Below are 20,124 nucleotides of genomic sequence, written 5' to 3' on the forward strand. Positions count from 1 at the left end.
GACGGACAGGGCCCGTCAGGGGCACAGGGCTCGCCGGGGCACGCCGGGGAAGTGCGCCGGCCAGTCGACGTCGACGTGGCCGGCGCACATCTCGCGGACCACGGCGTCGACCCCGGTCGCGACCCGCCACACCGCTCCGTCGCGCGCCGGCATCACCAGCAGCTCACCGCTGCCCCGCTCGTACAGCGCGTCGGTGAACTCCATTCCCGGCGCCCGCAACGACATCGGCGCGCCGCCGCCGTCGACGTCCAGCAGCCACAGCGAGTCGCGGCGCACGGCGGTGACGGACCCGCCGTCGCCGGAGAACTCGACCAGGGCCTCCGCCGGGACGCCGTCCGCCTCCGCGAGCACCTTCGTCCCGTCGAGCACGGTGAGGCGGCCACCGTCCAGTTCGGACACGGCGATCCTGCCGCGCGGCCCCGTCGCCGCGGCGAGCCGGGCCTTGCGGCTGAGGACCGGCGTGATCCGTCCGTCCAGGAAGCGCACCTCCACCTCGCGGCGGTCGCCGTCGCGGCGCACGACGACGACGCCGGTGCCGTCCTGCAACGGCACGGCGTTCTCGACGTCGTCGCCCGGCAAGCGGGTCCGGGTGGTGTCGCCGGGACGCCAGTGCACGGCCGTGCCGTCCTCGACGGCGGTCAGGAGGGTGCCCGTTGCGTCGATCCCCAGGGGCATCGGCCAGTTCGTCATGGCGGCGGTCCGGCGCGGCGCGTCGGGATCGGCGAGGTCCCACAGCTCGAAGTCGCCGGGGCGGCCCGTCGTGAGCGCGGTGCGCCCGTCGGCGCTGATCAGGTACAGGAACCCGCCGGGCGGCACGTCGATCCTGCCCGCCTTCCGCCGGTCGACCCACAGGCGGTAGGCCGTGACCCCCGGTTCGGACTCGGTGGTCAGGACGACGGAGCGGGGCAACCGCGCGTAGCCGTCGCCCAGGGTGGTCGCCGTGCCCGCGGCGCGGGCCAGCAGGAGCGCGTCACGGGCCCGGGTGGTGGGGGCGACGCGGTACGCGGCCAGTGCGAGCGCCGCGGCCTCACGCGGGTGGTCGAGCTCGCGCAGCGCGGTGTCGGCGGCGCGGGACGACAGCGCCTGGTTGCGTTCGTTCGTGGCGGCGCGCTGGGCGGTGACCGCGTAGGTGGCGCTGGCGGCGAGCAGGACGACGAGCACGGCCATGCAGGCGACGAGCCGCCGGAGCCGACGCACACCCCGGCGGCGCAGCGCCTCCCGGTCGCGTTCCGCGGCCATCCCCGCGTCGACGAACTCGCGCTCGGCCGCGTTGAGGCGCGCAGCCAGGCGGCGCGCCTGGTCGAGGTGGACGCCGCGGTAGAGGGCGTCGGGATCGCGGTCGTGCGCGAGCCAGGCCTCGGTCGCGGCGGTGAGCCTGCGGTGGGCGAGCAACGCCTCGCGGTCCTCGTCGAGCCAGCTGACGAGCCGGGGCCACGCGCGCAGCAGGGCTTCGTGGGTGAGCTCGACGGTGTCGCGGCCGAGGACGACCAGCCGGGCCGCGGCGAGGCGGTCGAGCAGCGCGTCGTCCGCGTCGAGCTCGGCGCGGGTCACGCGGCGCCGGGTGTCCTCGGTGCCGTCGCCGGGGACGACCAGGCGCTGGAACACCTCCCGTGCCGCCTGCTGCTCGTGCTCGGACAACGCCTTGTAGACCTGGTCGGCGGTGCGGGCCAGGGCGTGTTCGACACCGCCCGCGTCCTGGTAGGCGGCGAGCGTCAGCACCGCGCCCCGGCGCCGCCGCCACGTCTCCACCAGCACGTGCGACGCCAGGGGCAACGCGCCCGCACCGCCCGCCACGTCGGCCACCAGCCGCGCCACCAGCGAGTTCTCCAGCGAGACCCCGCGCAGCGCTGCCGGTTCGACGAACGCGCGGCGGACCTGCTCCGCGCTCATCGGACCGACCAGCGACTGCGAGCGGTGCAGCGCGTCGAGCAGCTCGGGATGGCGGCCGCAGTGACCGTAGAAGTCGGCCCGCACCCCGATGACGACCCGAGCGGCCCCGGCGCTGTGCGTGAGCGCCCGCACCAGCCACCGCCGGTCGGCCTCCCCGCAGAGCGTGAACACCTCCTCGAACTGGTCGACGACGAGCAGCAGGTCGTCTCCCGCCTGGCGGAGCAGCACGCGCAGGTGCCCGGGATCGGCGGCGAGCTCGGCCCGCACGTCGACCGCCGACCGGTCGCCCGCGAGCGCCACCGCCAGCTCGGTGACCGGGTCCGGTCCCGGCGTGACGACCACGTGCTCGCCCCACCGCGCCGCCAGCCCCGCCCGCAGCAGCGACGACTTGCCCGCACCGGACGCGCCGAACACCCCAACGAAGGGCCGTTCGCGCACCAGCTCGAGCAGCCTGCCCACGTCGGTCTCCCGACCGAAGAACCGCTCGGCGTCGCCGACCTGGTAGGCCGCCAGCCCGACGTACGGCGCGTCGCCGTGGTCGGGCGCCTCCACGGCCAGCTCCCGCCACCGCCCCGTCCACTGCTCGACATCGCCCCCGCAGGCGCGGACGAACGCCCTGGTCAGCGCCAGGCTCGGCAGCCTGCGCCCGGCGACGGCCTCCGACAACGCGGCCGGCGAGTAGTTGGCCAGCCGGGCCAGCTCCCGGTAGGACGGCAGCCCCGCGACCCGCCGCAACCGCCGCAGGTCCGCGGCGAACCGCTGCACCGGCGTGTTCTCCCCGGCCAGTGGCCGTTCCAGACGTGGCACCGCTCCCCCTTCAGCACCTCGATCCTGCCCGGAGACGGCCACCGGTCACGGCCACCAGGTGGACCTACCGAACGCGGCACACGGCTGTTTTCGCGCCACTCGTTTCCCGCCGCGCGCGAATACCGCGCCAATCGAGATGAATTGCGGGTGATTACGTCCGTTTTCCACCGGGTGATTCCACGAATCTGTGAGGAAGATCAAGAAGAAGTGTGCGCCGAATGGCCCCGGGGCACTCCTGCACGACTGCGTTTCGCCGAGATCGAACGTCGGCGAGAACCGGAATGGAGTCCGCCATGCGTGCCACTGCCCTGGCCACCGCGACCGCACTCACCGCCCTGCTCGCCGGCTGCTCCGGCCAGAGCGGTACGGCGTCACCGGCCCCGTCCTCACCTGCCCCGTCCTCGGCGGCGAACACCCCGGCTCCCGGCACCACCTCGGAGACACCAGCACCTCAGCCCGCGCCCAGCGGCCCCGCCGCCTGCAGGTCGGCCGATCTCGGACTCGGCCTCACCGCCGACGAGGGCGGTGGCGGGATGAACAAGATGAGGTACGCCCTCACGTTCACCAACAAGGGCTCCGCACCGTGCACGCTCCAGGGCTTCCCCGGCGTCTCGTTCGTGACGGGTGACAACGGCACCCAGGTCGGCGCGCCCGCGACCAAGGCGGAGGACGGGGCGTCGGCGGCGGTCACGATCCAGCCGGGCGCGAGCGCCGCCAGCCAGCTGACCATCACCAACGCCGGTGTGTACGACCCGGCCCAGTGCGGTCCCGCGGACGTGCGCGGCCTGCGGATCTACCCGCCGGGCGAGACCGCGGCGATGTTCGTGGCCAAGGAGCAGCAGGCGTGCTCGGCGGCGGACAAGTCGTTGATGTCCGTGGGGCCGGTCAAGTCCTGACCGGTTTTTTGCCTCAGTCCAGCATTCGGCGAAGCGCGTCCGCGCTCGCGGCCACCGCCTCGCCGAACCGCGGCCCGAGGTGCACGAACGGCAGGAACCCGTGCGGCAGATCGGCTTCCCGCACCGCCTCGACCGCGACACCGGCCTCCCGCAGCCTCTCGGCGTACCGCTCGCCCTCGTCGCGCAGAGGGTCGAACCCGGCGGTGACGAGGTGGGCCGGCGGGGTGGTCGCCGCGATCGTGCCGTACAGCACGGACACCTGCGGATCCGCGCGGTCGACACCGGCCGGGACGTAGTGGTCCTGGAACCACACGATGTCGTCGTCGGTCAGCAGGAACCCCCGACCGAACCTCTCGCGTGACGGATGCCGCTCCGCCAGGTCCGTCGCCGGGTACAGCAGCCACTGTCCACTCGGGACCGGACCCTCGCCCCGGTCCGCGGCGCGGCGGGCGGTCACGGCGGCGAGCGTGGCGCCCGCGCTGTCCCCGCCGACGACGATCCTGCTCGGGTCGATGCCGAGGTCGGCGGCCTGGGCGACCGTGTCGTCGAACGCGGCCAGCGCGTCGTCCACGGCTGCCGGGAACGGGTTCTCGGGGGCGAGGCGGTAGTCCACGGACAGCACGCGGTGGCCGGTGCGTTCGGCGAGGAAGCGGCCCACGTGGTCATAACCGGCCCGGCTGCCGATCACCCACCCGCCGCCGTGAAAGAACACCAGCGCGCCCGAGCGGTCACCGCTGCTGGCGGGCACGTACAGCGTCGCGTCCAACGGTCCCTGGCCGCCGCGGAGGACGACCTCGGACGTCGTGACCGCGGGAGTCGGGCGACGACCGGCGCGCAACATGGGCGCGTTGCGGTCCAGTTCCGCACGGGACACCTCCGGTGAGTCGTCGACGACCAGCGCCGACTTCCTGCCCGCCAGCGACTTGATCAGCAGGCGGGCGTCGACGGCCAGGCTCGCGCCGTCCACGACCACCTCCGGCCCCGCCATCCGCGCCCGCACCGAGGCCGGCAGCCGGCCCAGCACCCCCACCACGGTCTCCTGCACCCGCACCGCCAGCGGCACTCCGGTCACCTTCGGCATCAGCTCACGTCCTCGGTTGCAGCTTGACTGAAACTCGGTTTCAGGCAGACTGTAACTCGTGAGCACATCGGCGGGCCAAGGCACGGGCCGGACCGGGGACGGACCTCCCCTCAGCGCGGCTTTCCTCGTGATGGCACTGGGCAGACGGGTCAAGGAGCGCGTCGAGAACGGCCTGGGCGAGCACGGCATCACCCTGCGCCACCTCTCGGCGCTCGGACACCTGCACCACACGCCCGGCATCTCCTACAGCGAGCTCGCCCGGCGCGCGGGCGTCACCCCGCAGAGCATCCAGGACACGGTGCGGCACCTGGAGAAGCTCGGCGCCGTCGTCCGCGTGACCGAGCCGGGCCGTGGCCGCACGGCGACGCTGCGGGTGACCGACGAGGGGCACCGGCTGCGGCTGGCCGGTCAGGCCGTGTTCGACGACGCGGACGCCGCCATCAACGGCGTGCTGCCGCCCGGCGCCGACCGGCTGCTCACCCCCGCACTGCTGGCCGCGCTGCGGCAGTTCTCCGAACCACCCAGGGACACCCCATGACTCTCCAAGGCAAGACCGTCGTCGTCACCGGCGCCTCCTCCGGCATCGGCGAGCAGGCGGCCCGGCAGCTGGCCGGACGGGGCGCCCGCGTCGCCGTGGTCGGCCGCGACCGCGCCCGCACCGAGCAGGTCGCCGACTCCCTCGTCGCGAGCGGCGGCCCCGTCCCCCGCTACGTGGCCGACTTCGCCGACCTCGCGCAGGTGCGCAGGCTCGCCACCGACCTGGCCGCGGACCTGGGCAGGATCGACGTCCTGCTCGGCAACGCCGGGGGCGCGTTCGCGGACTTCACGCCCACCGTGGACGGCCACGAACCGAACTACCAGGTCAACGCGCTGGCCCCGTTCCTGCTCCTGCGGGAGCTGACGCCGGTGCTGGCCGGCGGCCGCGTCGTCGCCACGAGCTCCCGCTCGCACCGGGAGGCGGTGCTGCACCGCGAGGACGTGGCCGGCCAGCTCGACCGGATGACCGGCCGCGGCCCGCACCGGCGCTACGCACTGGCCAAGCTGGTCAGCCTGCTGCTGCACCGCGAGCACCACCGCCTGCACCCTGAGGTCGAGATCGTCGACGTCCACCCCGGCCTGGTCGCGAGCGACTTCGGCCGCTACATGGGCCGCACCGGCACCGTCCTCAAACACCTCGCGCGTCCAGTGCTCCGCTCCCCCGCCGCGGCGGCCACGACCCTCGTGAAGCTCGCGGAGGCGCCGGCGCTCCCGCCCTCGGCGTACTTCGTCCGCGACCACCGGGGTGAGCCGTCGAAGCTGGTGGAGGACGAGGGCCTGGTGACCGCGGTCTACGCCGACGCCTGCCGCCGTCTGCACGTGATCTACCAGGAACAGCCGGAGCGATGACCGGGCGCGCCGTGGTGACCGGTGGCACCGGCGGCATCGGCCTGGAGACCGCGGCCGGACTCGCCGCGGCCGGGTACGAGGTGACCGTCGTCGGACGCGACCCGGCACGCGGCGAGCGCGCCCTGGACCGCCTCGGCCCGGCGGCCCGCTTCCTCGCCGCCGACCTGGTCTCCCTGGCGTCCGTGCGAGCGCTCGCCGGTGAGGTGGCCGCCGGTGGCCCGGTGCGGGTGCTGGTCACCAACGCGGGCGCGATGTTCGACGACCGCCGCCTCGGCCCGGACGGCGTCGAGGCGACCTTCGCGCTCAACCACCTGTCGCCCTACCTGCTCACGCAGTTGTTGTTGCCGCGGCTGCGCGAGGGCGCACCCGCCCGCGTCGTCACCGTCACCTCCGGCTCGGTGCGCCTGGGCTCACGCCGGTTCGACGCGGCCGAGGCGCCGGGCGGGTACCACGGGCTGCACGTCTACGGCCGGGCCAAGCTCGCCCACCTCGTGCACACCCTGGACCTGGCGCAACGCCTGCGCGGAACCGGTGTCTCGGTCTTCGCCGCGGACCCCGGCGGAGCGGTCACCGACATGACCTCCGGCACCATGCGGTCGTCCCGGGTCGTCGCTCCGTGGCTGCGGCCCTTCTGGCCCCTCGTCCTGCGGGCGTTCCAGCGCACCACCGGCGGCACCGCGGCCGAGGCGGCCAGGTCGTCGATCATCGCGGCCACCGACCCCGCGCTCGACGGACGGACCGGTCTCACGCTCGGCCGCGACGGCACACCGATCAGCCCACCGCGCGGCGCGACCTCACCGAAGCTCGCGCGAGCGGTCCGGCTGCTCAGCGAACAACTCGCACCACTGGAAGGACACTGACGTTGCGCATCTTCGTCGTCGGCGCGAACGGACGACTCGGACGGACCGTGGTCACCCGCGCGCTCGCCGAGGGCCACGAGGTCACCGCCTTCGTCCGCAACCGCGGCGCGCTGCCCGACAGCTCCGCGCTGTCGATCAGCCTCGGCTCCGTCACGGACCGGCCCGACGCGATCGCCGAGGCCCTGCACGGTCACGACGCGGTGCTGTCCGCCCTGGGCAACCCCTTGTGGCTCAAGGGACTGCGCGGGCCCGCCATCCTCGCGGACGCGATGGTGAACGTGGTGAAGGCCATGTACGCCACGGGAGTCCCCCGCCTCGTCCTGCCCGTCGCGTGGGGCACCGGCCGCAGCCGCGCCGCCGCCTCGCCCGTCGTCCGGCTCGTCGCCTCCACCCTGATCCGCCGCGACTACCGCGACTTCGACGCGGCCGAGCACGCCGTCGTCCAGTCCGACCTGGAGTGGACGATCGCCTACTTCGGAGCGCTCACCGACGCCGAGCCGAGCACCCGGTGGTCCGCCTCCACGCACATCCGCACGCCGAAACCGCTCGCGATCGCACGGGCGGACGTCGCGCAGTTCCTCGTCTCGTCGGTGGAGACGCCGACCCTCGCCAAGCACCACGTCGTGCTCAGCGGCGCTCAGCCGTAACGGCCGACGAGCGTGGCGCCGATCGACGCGAGCCGGTCGCGCACCCCCGGCGGACCGACCACCTCGATCCAGTCGACGAGCCCCGCGAGCTCACCGGCGAGCGAGTGCTCGTCGTAGCCGCGGACGACGACCTCGACGCGACCGTCCGATGTGGAGCCGCCGACCTCGAGCCGGTCGCCGAACCCCATCCGCAGCCGGCCGATCTCGTGGGGCACGCACAGCGCCAGGGCCTCCAGCGGCGTTCGCCCGCGGTCGACCTCGCCGACGATCTCGCGCCAGCTCCTGGCGAGGTCGAAGTCCTCCGGCCGGCGCGCGGGATCGCCGGTCGGCTCGACGGACGACACGCGGTCGATGCGGAACGTCCGCCGGCCGGATTCGGTGTCCGTGACGAGGTACCACCACGGTTCCTTGGCGACGACGCCCAACGGGTGCACGGTCCGCACGGTCTCCGTGCCCGCGCTGTCGGCGTAACCGAGCCGCACCTGCACGCCGCGGATCACCGCGTCCTGGAGCTCGGCGAGGAAGGGTGGCGGTGCGCCCTCGGTCCGGCTCGTGCCCCACCGCCGCGGGTCCACGACCAACGACGACGCCGCTGCCTCCGCCTGGTCGCGAAAGGGCGCGGGCAGGGCCTGGACGAGCTTGCGCAGCGCCGCTCGCACGGCGGGCGTCGCGGCCGAGGCCTGACCCGCCACCAGGAAGAGGGCGCGGGCCTCCCCGGCGGTCAGCCCGGACAGGTCGGTGCGGGCGCCGCCCACGAGGCGCCAGCCGCCTCCCCTGCCCTGCACCGAGTACACCGGCACGCCGGCCATCGCCAGGGCGTCGAGGTACCGGCGGGCGGTGCGCTCGGAGACCTCCAGCTCGCGCGCCACCTCCGCCGCCGTCACCCGCTCGCGCCGTTGCAGCAGGAGGAGGACGGCCACCAGCCGGTCTGTGCCCACGGCGCCCAGAGTTCCACACAAACCGGTCATGAGGTGACCGGTTTGGTTCGCAGGATGGCGGCATGACTGCACCGCACAACCCCACCGGCTTCCCCGAGCCGACGCTCGCCCCGGTCAACGGCGTGGAACTCGAGGTGTTCGAGGCAGGCCGCGAGAACGCCGGCAGGCCGATCGTGCTCTGCCACGGCTGGCCGGAACACGCCTACTCGTGGCGCCACCAGGTGCCCGCGCTCGTCGCGGCGGGCTACCACGTCCTCGTCCCGAACCAGCGGGGCTACGGGAACTCCAGCCGCCCGGCCGACGTGACCGACTACGACATCGCACACCTGACGGGCGATCTCGTCGCCCTGCTCGACCACCACGGCTACGAGGACGCCACGTTCGTCGGTCACGACTGGGGCGCGAACGTCGTCTGGGGACTGGCCCTGCTGCACCCGGACCGCGTCACCAGGCTGGCCGCCCTGAGCCTGCCCTACCTCGAACGCGGGCCGAAGCCGTGGCTCGAGTCGCTGGAGGAGCTGTTCGGCCCGGACTTCTACATGGTCCACTTCTCCCGGCAGCCCGGCGTGGCGGACGCCGTGTTCGACGAGAACGCCGCTCAGTTCCTGCGCAACCTGTTCCGCAAGAACGAACCACCGCGCGAGCCACGGCCGGGCATGGCGTTCATCAACCTCGCCCAGGACGAGGCACCGCTCGGCGAGCCCGTGATGAGCGAGGACGACCTGGCCGTCGTCGTCTCCGCCGTCGAGAAGTCGGGGTTCACCGGCGGCCTCGACTGGTACCGCAACCTCGACCGCAACTGGCACCTGCTGGCGGACGTGGACCCGGTCGTCCGGCACCCCGCGCTCATGGTCTACGGCGACCGGGACCTGGTCGCGAAGTCCGAGAACCTCGTCGACTTCGTGCCGAACGTGGAGGTGACCAGCCTCGACTGCGGTCACTGGATCCAGCAGGAGAAGCCCGAGGAGCTGAACCGGGTGCTGCTCTCGTGGCTGGAGCGGCAGGACACCGCCGGGTAGCTTGACAGCGCCGATCCACCCGCGGGACGAGGTCACGTGACACGAGTCGACTCGATGACGTTCGCGCTCCGGCACGCGGACCTCGTCCACGCGCGGGCAGCCGCGGCGGACTTCGACGCGCACCTGCACGGCACGTACTCGGTCGTGGTCATCACGCAGGGCAGCGCGCACATCTCGTCCAGCCGCTGGAGCAGGACCGTGCGGGCCGGCGACGTGTTCTTCTTCAACCCGTTCGAGGTGCACTCGGGCAGGAGCGTCGGCGGCCTGGCCCGCTACGACGTCCTCTACCCGGCGGAGGCGTTCCTGGCAGGCGGGGAGATCCGGACCGACGTGGTCACCAGGAGCCGGGCCACCCGCGCGCTGGTCGACGCCCTGTCGGCACCGGACGCCGCGGTCGAGGAGCCGCTGCGGCAGGTGCTGGCGGAGTGCAGCTTCTCGGCCGGCTCCCCCACGCCGGCGTCGATCGTGCGGACCGCGTGCCGGCTCATCCGGCAGGGCCGCCTCCGGTCCACCCGCACCGAGGACCTCGCCCGCGAGATCGGCGTCAACCCGAGCCACCTCGTCCGCTCGTTCCGCACCACCATCGGCATCCCGCCGCAGACCTACGCCCGCCAGGTCCGCGTCGCCAGGGCCCGTGAGCTCATCTGCGCCGGGGTCGAGCTGGACGACGTCGCGCAGCTGGCGGACTTCAGCGACCAGCCGCACCTCACCCGTGAGTTCAAGAAGGTGTTCGGTGTGCCACCGGGAGCGCTCTCGCGGGCCGCGCACCGCGCCGGGTGACGCACATCCTGTTCAAGATTTCGCGCTCCGCCGTGCCTACCGTCGACCTGCCTGAAAGGTGGTCACGATGCCGCACAGCACGAACACGAGCACGCACGCCGGTCGCTTCCCCGACGCCGCCGGGTACTACGGGGACTTCGGCGGCAACCACTGGCCCGCGCACCTGGAGCCCGCGCTCGACGAGCTCACCCGCGCGTACCAGGAACAGAGCTCGTCGCCGGACTTCCTGCACGAGCTCGACACCGTCCGCACCGGACTGCAGGGCCGGCCGACACCGGTGCACCACCTGAGGAACATCTCGGACGAGGTCGGTGGCGCCCAGCTCTTCGTCAAGCGCGAGGACCTCAACCACACCGGTGCCCACAAGATCAACCATTGCGTCGGGTTCGCCCTCCTCGCCAGGAAGATGGGCAAGCGCAAGCTGATCGCCGAGACGGGGGCGGGCCAGCACGGCGTCGCGCTCGCCGGCGCGGCCGCCCGGTTCGGGCTCGAGTGCGAGGTCCACATAGGAGCGGTCGACCTCGACAAGGTCAACGCGAACGTGCGCCTCATGCGCCTGTTGGGTGCGCGGGTCGTCTCCGTGGACTCCGGCCAGTCCACGTTGAAGGAGGCCAGCGACTCGGCATTGCACGCCTACACCGAGCAGCACGCCCACGCGCTCTACGCGATCGGCTCCGCCATCGGACCGCACCCGTTCCCCCTGATCGTCCGTGACTTCCAGTCGGTCGTCGGACGGGAGGCGCGGGCGCAGTTCCTCGCGCTCACCGGTGGTGTGCTGCCCGACCACGTCGTGGCGTGCGTCGCCGGCGGGTCGAACGCGCTCGGGCTGTACTCCGGCTTCCTGGACGATCCCGGAGTCGCCTTGCACGCGACGGAACCCCTCGGCCGGGGTGCCGGGCCCGGTCAGCACGCCGCGACCCTGACGTTCGGACGGCCGGGAACGCTGCACGGCGCCGCGTCCGTCGTCCTGCAGGAGGACGGCGCGCCGGCCCCGGTGCGGTCGGTCGCCTCGGGGCTCGCCTACCCCGGAGTCGGCCCCGAGATGGCCATGTTGAGCGCGACCGGCCGGGTGTCCGTCGCCACCGTCTCCGACGACGAGGCCGTGGCGACGTTCCTCCGCGTCGCCCGCTCCGAAGGGATCATCCCCGCGCTCGAGAGCTCGCACGCCCTCGCGTTCGCGCTCCGCCTCGCGGCGACCAGGCCGTCCACCGAACGGATCCTGGTCAACCTGTCCGGGCGCGGCGACAAGGACGTCGACTTCGTCCTGGCACGGCAGGACCGCGAGTCGCTCAGCCGGTGACGGTCAGGTCGGCGTCGTTGAGGTCGAAGAAGACGTTGCCGACGGCCTCGATCCTGATCCGGCCCTTCTCGGTCCGCACCTTCGGCAACCGCACCGTCTCGGCCCCGTCGTTGCGGGTGTAGGGCGAGAGCACGAACGGGAAGGTCTTCCCGCCGTCGGCGGAGAAGGTGATCCGGACGGCCTTCGCGTTCACCGGGGCCGCGGACGTGCCGGCCACGTCCCAGGTGATCCGTTGCCGCGCACCCCCGCGGTACGAGGCACGGGAAGCCTGTGACGTCACCAGGAACGGGCCGGTGCCCGGCGCGACCACGAGCGCGGTGTCGGCACTGCCGATGCCGCCACCGCCCTGCCTGCCGTCGCGGGCGGTGAGCTTGAAGTGGAGGGTGCGGGAGCCGTCGACGCCCACCCAGTCGTCGGTGGGCAGGAACTCCGAGTAGCAGTCGACGAGCTCCGGCGGCACGTTCGTGCCGAAGCCGGACTCCGGCGACGGGGGCGGCGGCGCGTCCGGGCACCGGCCGGAGACCGCGTTCGTGTTGTTCGCCGCGATCTGCGCCAGGTCCGGGAAGTCCCGCCTCGGGTTCGTCGTCGCGGCGTTGGCGCCGGGCGAGTGGTACTTCAGCGCGTCGGCGTCGCTGACGACCGCGGCGGTGCCGAACACCCGGAACAGCGGGCCGTCGGTCTTGGTGTTGTTCACGAGCGAGGTGCCGTTCTCGCCGCCGGGGTCGTTCTGCTCCCACAGGTAGGTCACCGGGTCGCCGTCGGGGTCGACGGCCTTGCCCGTCAGGGAGAACGGCGTGCGCTGCGGGATGACGTGCCGCGCCGGCACCGTCACGACCGGCACGTGGTTGCGGGTGGACTGGACGCGGTGGCCGCCGTTGGCCGCGGGGCCGCCCCTGACCGTCTCGCCGACCTTCCCGGACGCGCCGCTGACGTCGAGGCCCAGCGCGGGGAGGTCCCTGCCCGCCAGCGTCCCGCCGAACGAGACCTGGAAACCCGTGGTGTCGAAGGGAGACGGCCGGTTGACGTTGTCGCCGAGACCCGCGATCTCGATCTCCGCGCCGACGGGCAGGACCGCCTGCAGCGCCGTCCTGATCGCTTCCTGGCTGTAGCCGGCGTACGTGATCGGCGCCGTCCTGCGGCCTTCGTAGGTCAGCGTGAACGAGTCGCCTTCGCCGAAGCCGCGCAGGGACGCGTTCTGCACCTCGTCGGCGTTCCACGACCACGGCGTGGCGGTGAACGAGGCGATCTCCGCGCGGGTGCGGTGCGAGAAGTACGGGTCGCTGTGGCGCTGGAGGTTGTCCTGCTGGCAGATGCCCGCGTACGACAGGACGGTGGACCCGCTGCCCGGCTCGTAGGACGACCCTGCCCAGCGCTGCCCCGTGCCGCAGCCGAACTGGTCGCCGTTGAACGTGTGGTCCGCGCCGAACTGGTGCCCCAGCTCGTGCGCCACGTAGTCGATGGCGAAGTAGTCACCGTCGGGGGTGGCGATGGCCGTGCAGCCCGCCGCCTTGTCGGGGCCGCCCACGCCCGGCACCCCTGCTCCGCCGCCCCGCACGCCCAGGATCGTGTGCCCGATCTCGTAGTTGCTCGCGCCGATCAGCTGTCCCAGCACCGTCGCGGCGTTGCCGAGGGTGCCGGTCACGCACTGGTCCATCTCCTCCTGCCGGTAGCAGGGGGCTGCGCCGCACGGACCGTCCGGCCCGGTCGCCTCGGCGTCGGTGGCGAGGTTGAGCTTGTCGGAACCGTTGGCCAGCACCAGCCGGATCGCGCCCTCGTCCTCGTAGATCTGCTGGAGCCGGTTGACGAGAGAGGCCTTGGCGGCGGTCACGTTCTCCAGGCCGAAGTAGCGCGCGTAGGACGGTCCGTTGATGAGCGCCAGGCGGTAGGTGCGGACCTGCACGACCGGACTCGTGGTGCTGCCACCGGGTTTCGCCTGTCGTGACGCGTACTCGACACCGGTCTCCCGCACCGGATCGGCCGGGTTCAGGGCGGAACCGGGGAAGCTGGCGTAGAGGCTCTGGTCGCGGTGGGACCTCGGGGCGACGGACCACTGTCCCCGCTGCGACCGCACCGAGGCGTGGAATCCCAAAGGTGTCAGGTCCGCGCGGACCGACGCGGTCGGGTCGTCGAGACCCTTGCCCGCGTACGTCCTGATCTCCGGGTGTGCCGCCGCCAGCTCCGGCTCCATCACCGGCGAGTCCACGAGGGCGAACCGTTCGAACGTGCCCGCGGGCGTCGGCAGCACCGCCTCGACGGTGCCCGTCCCGGCCAGGGTGGCGGCCAGTGCGGACCGGTCGAGGGTGAACCCGGCGAACGGAACCCCGCTCTGCCGGGCCACGACGTCGGCTCTCGCCCACGGGTTGGCGGGGGCGGCGGCCGCGCCCGGTGTGGTCACCACCGCGCCCGCCGTGATCGCGACCAGCGTCAGGACCAGCGCCCGGCGTCCCGGCGAACGAGGTGCCACGTGAGGTCTCCCCGGAGTGAGTCGGTGCCCTTCATCAACCCACACCCACCGGATGCCCTCGACCCCTGAACGGACGCATCCGCCAGTCGAGACGGACCGCCGGGGAACCGGTCAGTGCCCGAGCAGGCGAGCGCTTTCCTCTGCGCGGCGCAACGCACTCAGCAACGCGGCCCGCCCGGTGTGGTCGACGTCGTCGACCAACGCGTCCACCGCGGTGTCCCCGCCCAGCACGAGCTTGTCGGCCAGCGCGCGGTGGACGGCCGCCATGCTCACGGCGTCGAAGTCGGGGCGGACGAACGTGAGCAGCAACCGCACCTCGTCCTCGCAGCGGCGGTAGCTGTCGAGCAGGTGCCGGTTGCCGGCGACCGCGACGATCGCCCGGTGGAAGTCGCCGTGCGCGGCCGTCAGCTCCCGCCACGACGGTCGTGACGAGCGCGCGGCCAGCTCCTCCAGCCGGTCGGCCTCGGCCAGCACCGGACCCAGGTCGGCACCCGACGCCAGCGCCATCCGCAGCGCGCCGGCTTCGAGCACCAGCCGGTAGTCGAAGATCTCGTCGACCCTGGCCCGGCTGAGCGGCGCCACGACCGCTCCCCGGTGCCGCTCGTGCGTCAGCAGGCCGCGGTCGACGAGCAGGCGCAACGCCGAGCGCACCGTGTGCCTGCCCACCTCGAACCGCGCGGCCAGGTCCTCCTCCCGGAAACGGGTGCCGACCGGGTGCGCGCCGTCGAGCAGCTCACCGCGCAGGGTCGCGGCGATCCGCTCCGGAGCAGTCATCACGTTCTCCACCCGGCAGATTGTGTCACAATGCTGGAGAGGTTGTTGCACAATCAGCGGAGAGTAGGGAGCGTCATGCGGATCGACGAGGTTCAGGTGCACGGCGAGACCGGTCCCCCGGTGCTGCTCCTGCCGGGCGGCGCCGAGTCGTGCGACGGCTTCTTCCCCGGTCTGCGCGAGGGTCTGACCACCACCGCCCAGGTCGTCGAGCACGACCGTCCCGGTACCGGCAAGTCCGCGGTGGACGGGTCGCTGGCCGGTGCCGCTGCCGCGCTCGCCTCTCTCGTCGAACGGCTGGACCGCGGCCCGGTCGTCGTGGTCGGTCAGAGCCTCGGCGGCGCGGTGGGAGCGCTGTTCGCCCGCGACCACCCCGACCACGTCGCGGGCCTGGTGCTGCTCGACCCGACGCCGATCAACGACGTCGGGTCGTGCGAGCGCATCGAACGCATGATGCGGAGGCTCGACGGACTGGCCTCGGTTCCCGGGCTCGGCCGCCTGGCGACGGCGGCCGTCCGCACCGCCGCGCTCAGGACCGCCCGCGGCCTGCGGCCCGACTGCGCCGCGGCGGCCGAACGCACGGCGAACCTGGACATCCCGACGCTGGCCCGCGCGGTCCGCGGCCTGACCGGCCTCGCCCGCAACTTCCGCGAGTCCGACCTGCCCCGGCTCCCGGCCGTGGTCGTGACGGCCGATCGGAAGCCGGACCACGTCGTCCACCGGGCGCACCGCCGCCTGGCCACGGCGTTCGGCGGCGAGCTGCGCAGGTGGCCCGGCGCGACGCACAGCGTGCACCTCGACCACCCCGACGAGGTGCTGGAGACCGTGCGCGAGCTCGTCGGCAGGATCAGCGCGACGCGGTGATCCTCACCCGGTGACGGGCAGCAGCGTGCGCGCGGACTGCTCGGCGAGCCAGGCCGCCGAGTCCTCCCAGCTCCAGCCGAAACCCCGCACGGTCCGCCACGCCTCGAAGCCGAAGTAGAACCACAACGCCTGCTCCACCTGCTCGCGGGTGAGCCCCTCCCGCAGACCGCCGACGGCGACCAGACGCGCGGCCACGACCTCGAACCGGCCCCGCACGGCACGGGTCGCGAGGTCGGCCGCGGCGGCCACGTCCGGGTCGGCGTTGCGGTTGTCCAGCAGGATCTCCAGCGCCTTCTGCCTGCTCCTGCGCACCCGGCCGGTGCCATCGGCCAGGATCCGCAGGATCTCGCGCGGGTCCTCGCACTCGCCGATCCGGCGCTCCGCCTCCACCGCCACGGCGTCGGCCGCGCCGTCCTCGGACATCGCCATGATCAGCGCGGACTTGTTGCCGACGCTCGTGTAGACGGTGTTCACGGCGACGCCGGCGGCGGCCGCGACGGCGGCCACGCTCGTCCGGGCGTAGCCCTGCTCCGCGAAGAGCTCCGCCGCCGCCTCGACGATCGAGCGGCGGGTGTCCTCGGCGTGCCGGGCCCGCACCGGTGACCGATAGCCGCGCGCAACCATGCCCGGATCCTACGTCCTCCAATTCAATGTATGGTCGTTACTATGAATAGTGAGACGCACCAATCGACCGAGTTACGCACCAGTGAACCCGTGGTCGTGGCCGGCGCCGGGCCGGTCGGCCTGTGGACCGCGGCGGAGCTGGCGCTGGGCGGCGCCGACGTCGTGGTCCTCGAGAAGGCGACCGAGCGCAGCCCGCACTCCAAGGCACTGGGCGTGCACCCGCGCACGATCGAGGTGCTGGCGATGCGCGGTCTGGCGCAGCGCTTCCTCGCCGAGGGCGTACCGCTGCCCAACTGGCACTTCGGGATGCTGGAGAGCCGTCTCGACTTCCGCGCGCTCGACACCCCGTACCCGTTCATGCTCGCCATCCCCCAGCGCCGCACCGAGGAGCTCCTGGAGGAGCACGCCCTCGCGTTGGGCGTCGTGATCCTGCGCGGCCACGCCGTGACCGGGCTGGAGCAGGACGACGAACGGGTGACCGTGCGGGTGAGCGGCCCGGACGGCGAGTACACCCGCACCGCGAGCTACGTCGTGGGCGCGGACGGCGCGGGCAGCACGGTCCGCAAGGCTGCGGGCATCGCGTTCCCCGGCACGGACACGACGTCCTACGGCTACGTCGGCGAGGTCCGGCTCGCGGAACCCGCCATGGTCAGCGCGCACAACGAGCACGGCGCCCTCATCAGCGTCCCGGTGCGCGACGGCAGGCACCGCATCGCGGGGATGGACGCGCACCACAACGGCGCGGCCGACCCGTTCACGCTGGAAGCCCTGCGGGAGACCACGATCCGGGTGGCGGGCAGCGACTTCGGCATGCACGACCCCGGCTGGCTGTCGCGCTTCGGCAACGCGACCAGGGTCGCGGAGACCTACCGCAGCGGCCGCGTCCTGGTGGCGGGCGACGCGGCCCACATGCACCTCCCGGCTGGCGGTGTCGGTCTCAACGTCGGCCTGCAGGACGCGATGAACCTCGGCTGGCGGCTGGCCGCCGTGGCCCGCGGCGCCGCGGACCCGGCGCTGCTCGACGGCTACCACGACGAGCGCCACCCGATCGGCGAGGAACTGGCCGAGCACACGCTCGCCCAGTCGGCGTTGATCGGCGCGACCACATCGGACGGTGCGGCGCTGCGCTCGCTGCTGAGCAAGCTGATCTCGACGGTGCCGGAGCTCTCGCTGGCGCTGGCCGGGAAGCTGTCCGCGCTCGACGTGGCGTACCCGTCGGCCGGTCATCCCCTCACGGGGTCCAGGGTGCCGGGTCTCTTCGACCTGCTGACCTCGGGCCGGCCGGTCGTGCTCGACACCGCCGGCGCGCTGGGCGGCGACGTGACCGCGCTCGCTCAGGCGTCGGGGTTCGACGTGGTCGTGGGCGAGCAGAAGTGGACCGGTGCCGCGGTCGTGGTCGTGCGTCCCGACGGGCACGTGTGGTGGGCGTCGGACCGCGCGGACGACGAGGAGGTCACGACGGCGCTGAAGGGCCTCGGCACGACCTTCCGCTCACCGGCGTAGGACTTCCCGTTCCAGCCAGTCCTCCAGCGCCCGTTCGGTCGAGTCCTGGTACGAGCGGGTGTCCACGTTGTCGGCGTGCAGCTCGTACACGGGGATGCCCGCGGCACGGAGAGCGCGGTTGGTGAAGTAGCTGCCACGGGCGTCGTCGGAGACCAGGTGCACCACTCCGTCGACGCGGTGGAGCTTCGCCTCCTTCACGTACCACTCGCTCGACCACGGCGGCATGTAGAGCTGGTCGTGGAAGGAGGCGAACCGGGCCGCGAGCGTCCTCAGCGGATCGTCGCCGTAGCGCGGATAACCGTCGGCGGCGATGGCCAGGTACATGGACCACACGAAGACGGCGCCGTGGCGTTGCTCGAAGCGGCGGTAGAAGTCCATGTCGTACCAAAGGCCGCGGCCGATCCACATGAGCCGGGCGCGTTCGTTCTCGCACACGGCTGCACCCGCCTGGACACGTGCCTCGACCTCCTCGTAGAACAGTCGTGCGGCGTCACGGGCCCACTCGGTGCCCCGGTGCCACTGCGGGATCATGACGCTCGGGATGCTGTCGGTGACGGCCAGCGGGCTCGGCGTGGTGCGCGCGATGAGGTCGCGGGTGCGCCGGTTCCACTCCGCCTGCTCGTTGACCAGGTCCAGGACCCGGCGCAACGCGCGTTCGCTGAACACCTGTCCGGTCGTCGTCTCCAGGTACCGGACCAGGTTCTCCAGCTCGGCCACCATCAGGTCGAGCCTGGCCGTGCCGACCGCCTTCTCCCAGTCGTGCGGCATCAGCTCCCACCAGTTCACCGGGACGGTGTTCTCGGCGGCGCTCTCCAGCGCGTAGTAGGTGATGCCGGGCTGGCTGCCCCACACGTCGAAGATCTTGCGGCCGCCGTCGCCGACGGTCTCCGCGAGCACGATCGTCGGCCGGGGCAGACCGCCCCACGGCGTGTGGTGCGGCTCCGGGCCGAACAGGGACGCGAGCGAGATCGAGCTGTACTGCTCGGTGTGGTCCGGGTAGCCGCGCTCGCGCAGCAGCTCCAGGTTGTGGGGCGCCATCCGCTTGGCCGCCACCACCGACGCCCACCACTGGTTGACGACGTACGGGATCCCCATGGCGCGGAAGATCTCCTGCGGGGCGTCGGCGTTCACCAGCGCCAGCGGTCCGCCGGCCGCGGCCGACTCGCGCAGGCCCTGGAACCACTCGCGCTGGTAGCGGGTCGCCTCCGTCGCCGAGGCCAGCAGCTTCTCAGCCAACGAACACCTCCGCGAGGTCGATCGAGCCGTACTCCTGGTGCTCGAACATCACGGCCGGGATGCCGTGCCGTCCCAACGCCTCCTTCTGCGCGGGGAAGTCCCACGGCGGGGCGTCGTCGTGGCGGCGGACGTACGACACGACCAGTTCGGCGCCGCACTCGACGGCCGCACGCGCCGTGTGCGCGGCACGGTCGGAGATCGACGCACGGGCCGCGGTGGGGCCGTTGTACTGGTAGCGCTCGACGAGCGCCGCGAGAGTCGGTTCGCCCACGAGCCGTGCGGCGAGGAGGTCTCCCCAGTCGTGGTCCTCGCCGACCACGACGCATCCCGACTCCTCCAGCGACCGGTACACCTCGGGGTTGTCGTGCGAGCTGCCCGTCACGAAGACCCGCCGTCCCGTGTGGACGTCCAGATCGGACTTGACCAGCTGCCGCAGCAACCTGTTGTGCTCCACCACGGGCAGGACGGCGCCGTACGCGGCCAGTGCCTGCACGCCGGTCAGCCGGAGGTCCCCGCGCAGCACCGAGACCGCGTGCCACAGGTCGCGGCGGGCGTCGTGCGCCATGATCGCCGAGGCGATCTTCTGCTCGGTCAGCCGCGACCCCGTCCACCGCTCCAGCACGGCGACCAGCTCGGCGAACCGGCCTCCGACGTACCGCGTGGTCGTCCAGTGCGGCAGGTGCAGCACGTCGACCAGGTGGGTCTCCGGCAGGCCGAGACCGGGTTCGAGCCGCCGCAGCTCCCGCACGACGTAGAACAACCGCAGCGACGCCTCGCAGTCCCGCGACACCAGGAGCCGGTCGAGCCGGCCGTACTCCCCCGCCAGCAACCGGGTCAGCACCGACAGGGAGGCCGCGTCGACGCCGCGGCCCAGGTAGGTCTCGCCCTCCGCGACGTCCAGGCCCGGCCGGCCCGCGAGGCGCACGGGAAGCGCGCCCGCCGCCGTGACCAGCTCCACCGGGACGTCCTGGCCGACGCAGCCGATCACGAGGCCGTCCCACGAGACCGGGTACCGGTGCTCGTAGTGGTCGACGAGGCGTTCCAGCGGTGTCACCACG

General features: G+C 73.0%; 18 protein-coding genes. 10 read left to right on the top strand and 8 right to left on the bottom strand.

Annotated features, from left to right (window positions below):
- Nucleotides 1-15 precede the first annotated feature (15 nt).
- Complete coding sequence (locus ACFWV3_RS22115; protein ID WP_382413300.1) at nt 16-2,697, bottom strand: XRE family transcriptional regulator; 2,682 nt, start codon at nt 2,695-2,697, stop codon at nt 16-18.
- Between the two features lie 293 nt (nt 2,698-2,990).
- Here ACFWV3_RS22115 and ACFWV3_RS22120 point away from each other — a divergent pair, with 293 nt between their 5' ends.
- Nucleotides 2,991-3,593, top strand: a complete 603-nt coding sequence (locus ACFWV3_RS22120) for a DUF4232 domain-containing protein (RefSeq protein ID WP_382413301.1) — start codon at nt 2,991-2,993, stop codon at nt 3,591-3,593.
- A gap of 13 nt (nt 3,594-3,606) precedes the next feature.
- Here the strand turns inward: ACFWV3_RS22120 and ACFWV3_RS22125 are convergent, their stop codons facing one another.
- Nucleotides 3,607-4,674 carry an alpha/beta hydrolase gene (locus ACFWV3_RS22125; RefSeq protein WP_382413302.1) on the bottom strand — a complete coding sequence of 356 codons (1,068 nt, stop codon included), beginning with the start codon at nt 4,672-4,674 and terminating at the stop codon, nt 3,607-3,609.
- Between the two features lie 58 nt (nt 4,675-4,732).
- Here ACFWV3_RS22125 and ACFWV3_RS22130 point away from each other — a divergent pair, with 58 nt between their 5' ends.
- The 4 genes from ACFWV3_RS22130 to ACFWV3_RS22145 are packed head-to-tail and all read left to right on the top strand — an operon-like array spanning nt 4,733 to nt 7,567.
- Nucleotides 4,733-5,212, top strand: a complete 480-nt coding sequence (locus ACFWV3_RS22130) for a MarR family winged helix-turn-helix transcriptional regulator (protein WP_382413303.1) — start codon at nt 4,733-4,735, stop codon at nt 5,210-5,212.
- Complete coding sequence (locus tag ACFWV3_RS22135; protein ID WP_382413304.1) at nt 5,209-6,060, top strand: SDR family NAD(P)-dependent oxidoreductase; 852 nt, start codon at nt 5,209-5,211, stop codon at nt 6,058-6,060. Before ACFWV3_RS22130 ends, ACFWV3_RS22135 begins: the two co-directional genes overlap by 4 nt.
- Nucleotides 6,057-6,920 (top strand): SDR family NAD(P)-dependent oxidoreductase, encoded by an 864-nt coding sequence (locus tag ACFWV3_RS22140; protein ID WP_382413305.1) that lies wholly within the window; start codon nt 6,057-6,059, stop codon nt 6,918-6,920. Before ACFWV3_RS22135 ends, ACFWV3_RS22140 begins: the two co-directional genes overlap by 4 nt.
- A gap of 2 nt (nt 6,921-6,922) precedes the next feature.
- Entirely contained in the window at nt 6,923-7,567 is a 645-nt protein-coding gene (locus ACFWV3_RS22145) for an NAD(P)-dependent oxidoreductase (protein ID WP_382413306.1), read from the top strand.
- Here ACFWV3_RS22145 and ACFWV3_RS22150 read toward each other — a convergent pair.
- Entirely contained in the window at nt 7,558-8,505 is a 948-nt protein-coding gene (locus ACFWV3_RS22150) for a helix-turn-helix transcriptional regulator (RefSeq protein WP_382413307.1), read from the bottom strand. The genes ACFWV3_RS22145 and ACFWV3_RS22150 overlap by 10 nt on opposite strands.
- A 62-nt stretch (nt 8,506-8,567) precedes the next feature.
- On the opposite strand from ACFWV3_RS22150, the gene ACFWV3_RS22155 reads away from it, so the two are divergent.
- From ACFWV3_RS22155 to trpB, 3 genes are all read left to right on the top strand, one after another.
- Nucleotides 8,568-9,524 (top strand): alpha/beta fold hydrolase, encoded by a 957-nt coding sequence (locus ACFWV3_RS22155; RefSeq protein WP_382413308.1) that lies wholly within the window; start codon nt 8,568-8,570, stop codon nt 9,522-9,524.
- A 36-nt stretch (nt 9,525-9,560) separates the two neighbouring features.
- Nucleotides 9,561-10,304 carry an AraC family transcriptional regulator gene (locus ACFWV3_RS22160; protein WP_382413309.1) on the top strand — a complete coding sequence of 248 codons (744 nt, stop codon included), beginning with the start codon at nt 9,561-9,563 and terminating at the stop codon, nt 10,302-10,304.
- Between the two features lie 67 nt (nt 10,305-10,371).
- Nucleotides 10,372-11,604 (top strand): tryptophan synthase subunit beta, encoded by a 1,233-nt coding sequence (gene trpB / locus ACFWV3_RS22165; RefSeq protein WP_382413310.1) that lies wholly within the window; start codon nt 10,372-10,374, stop codon nt 11,602-11,604.
- On the opposite strand, the gene ACFWV3_RS22170 is transcribed toward trpB, so the two are convergent.
- The gene (locus ACFWV3_RS22170; protein ID WP_382413311.1) at nt 11,594-14,068 is read right to left on the bottom strand and encodes a reprolysin-like metallopeptidase; all 2,475 of its coding nucleotides are present in this window, start codon (nt 14,066-14,068) and stop codon (nt 11,594-11,596) included. The two genes, trpB and ACFWV3_RS22170, sit on opposite strands and share 11 nt — an antisense overlap.
- A 111-nt stretch (nt 14,069-14,179) precedes the next feature.
- Nucleotides 14,180-14,842, bottom strand: a complete 663-nt coding sequence (locus ACFWV3_RS22175) for a GntR family transcriptional regulator (protein ID WP_382413312.1) — start codon at nt 14,840-14,842, stop codon at nt 14,180-14,182.
- Between the two features lie 75 nt (nt 14,843-14,917).
- Between ACFWV3_RS22175 and ACFWV3_RS22180 the strand changes: the two genes are divergently transcribed.
- A complete protein-coding gene (locus tag ACFWV3_RS22180) occupies nt 14,918-15,703 on the top strand; it encodes an alpha/beta fold hydrolase (protein ID WP_382413313.1) in 786 nt (261 codons plus the stop codon).
- A 3-nt stretch (nt 15,704-15,706) separates the two neighbouring features.
- On the opposite strand, the gene ACFWV3_RS22185 is transcribed toward ACFWV3_RS22180, so the two are convergent.
- The gene (locus ACFWV3_RS22185; protein ID WP_382413314.1) at nt 15,707-16,327 is read right to left on the bottom strand and encodes a TetR/AcrR family transcriptional regulator; all 621 of its coding nucleotides are present in this window, start codon (nt 16,325-16,327) and stop codon (nt 15,707-15,709) included.
- Between the two features lie 42 nt (nt 16,328-16,369).
- On the opposite strand from ACFWV3_RS22185, the gene ACFWV3_RS22190 reads away from it, so the two are divergent.
- On the top strand, nt 16,370-17,830 hold the full coding sequence (locus ACFWV3_RS22190; protein WP_382413315.1) for an FAD-dependent oxidoreductase: 1,461 nt from the start codon (nt 16,370-16,372) through the stop codon (nt 17,828-17,830).
- Here ACFWV3_RS22190 and ACFWV3_RS22195 read toward each other — a convergent pair.
- Both ACFWV3_RS22195 and ACFWV3_RS22200 read right to left on the bottom strand, forming a co-directional pair.
- Nucleotides 17,819-19,066 (bottom strand): 2-hydroxyacyl-CoA dehydratase, encoded by a 1,248-nt coding sequence (locus ACFWV3_RS22195; protein ID WP_382413316.1) that lies wholly within the window; start codon nt 19,064-19,066, stop codon nt 17,819-17,821. The two genes, ACFWV3_RS22190 and ACFWV3_RS22195, sit on opposite strands and share 12 nt — an antisense overlap.
- Nucleotides 19,059-20,123 carry a 2-hydroxyacyl-CoA dehydratase gene (locus ACFWV3_RS22200; protein WP_382413317.1) on the bottom strand — a complete coding sequence of 355 codons (1,065 nt, stop codon included), beginning with the start codon at nt 20,121-20,123 and terminating at the stop codon, nt 19,059-19,061. The genes ACFWV3_RS22195 and ACFWV3_RS22200 overlap by 8 nt, the downstream gene beginning before the upstream one ends.
- Between the last annotated feature and the right edge of the window lies 1 nt (nt 20,124).

The sequence above is a fragment of the Lentzea sp. NPDC059081 genome, from assembly GCF_042738015.1.
In the GTDB taxonomy this organism is placed as follows: domain Bacteria; phylum Actinomycetota; class Actinomycetes; order Mycobacteriales; family Pseudonocardiaceae; genus Lentzea.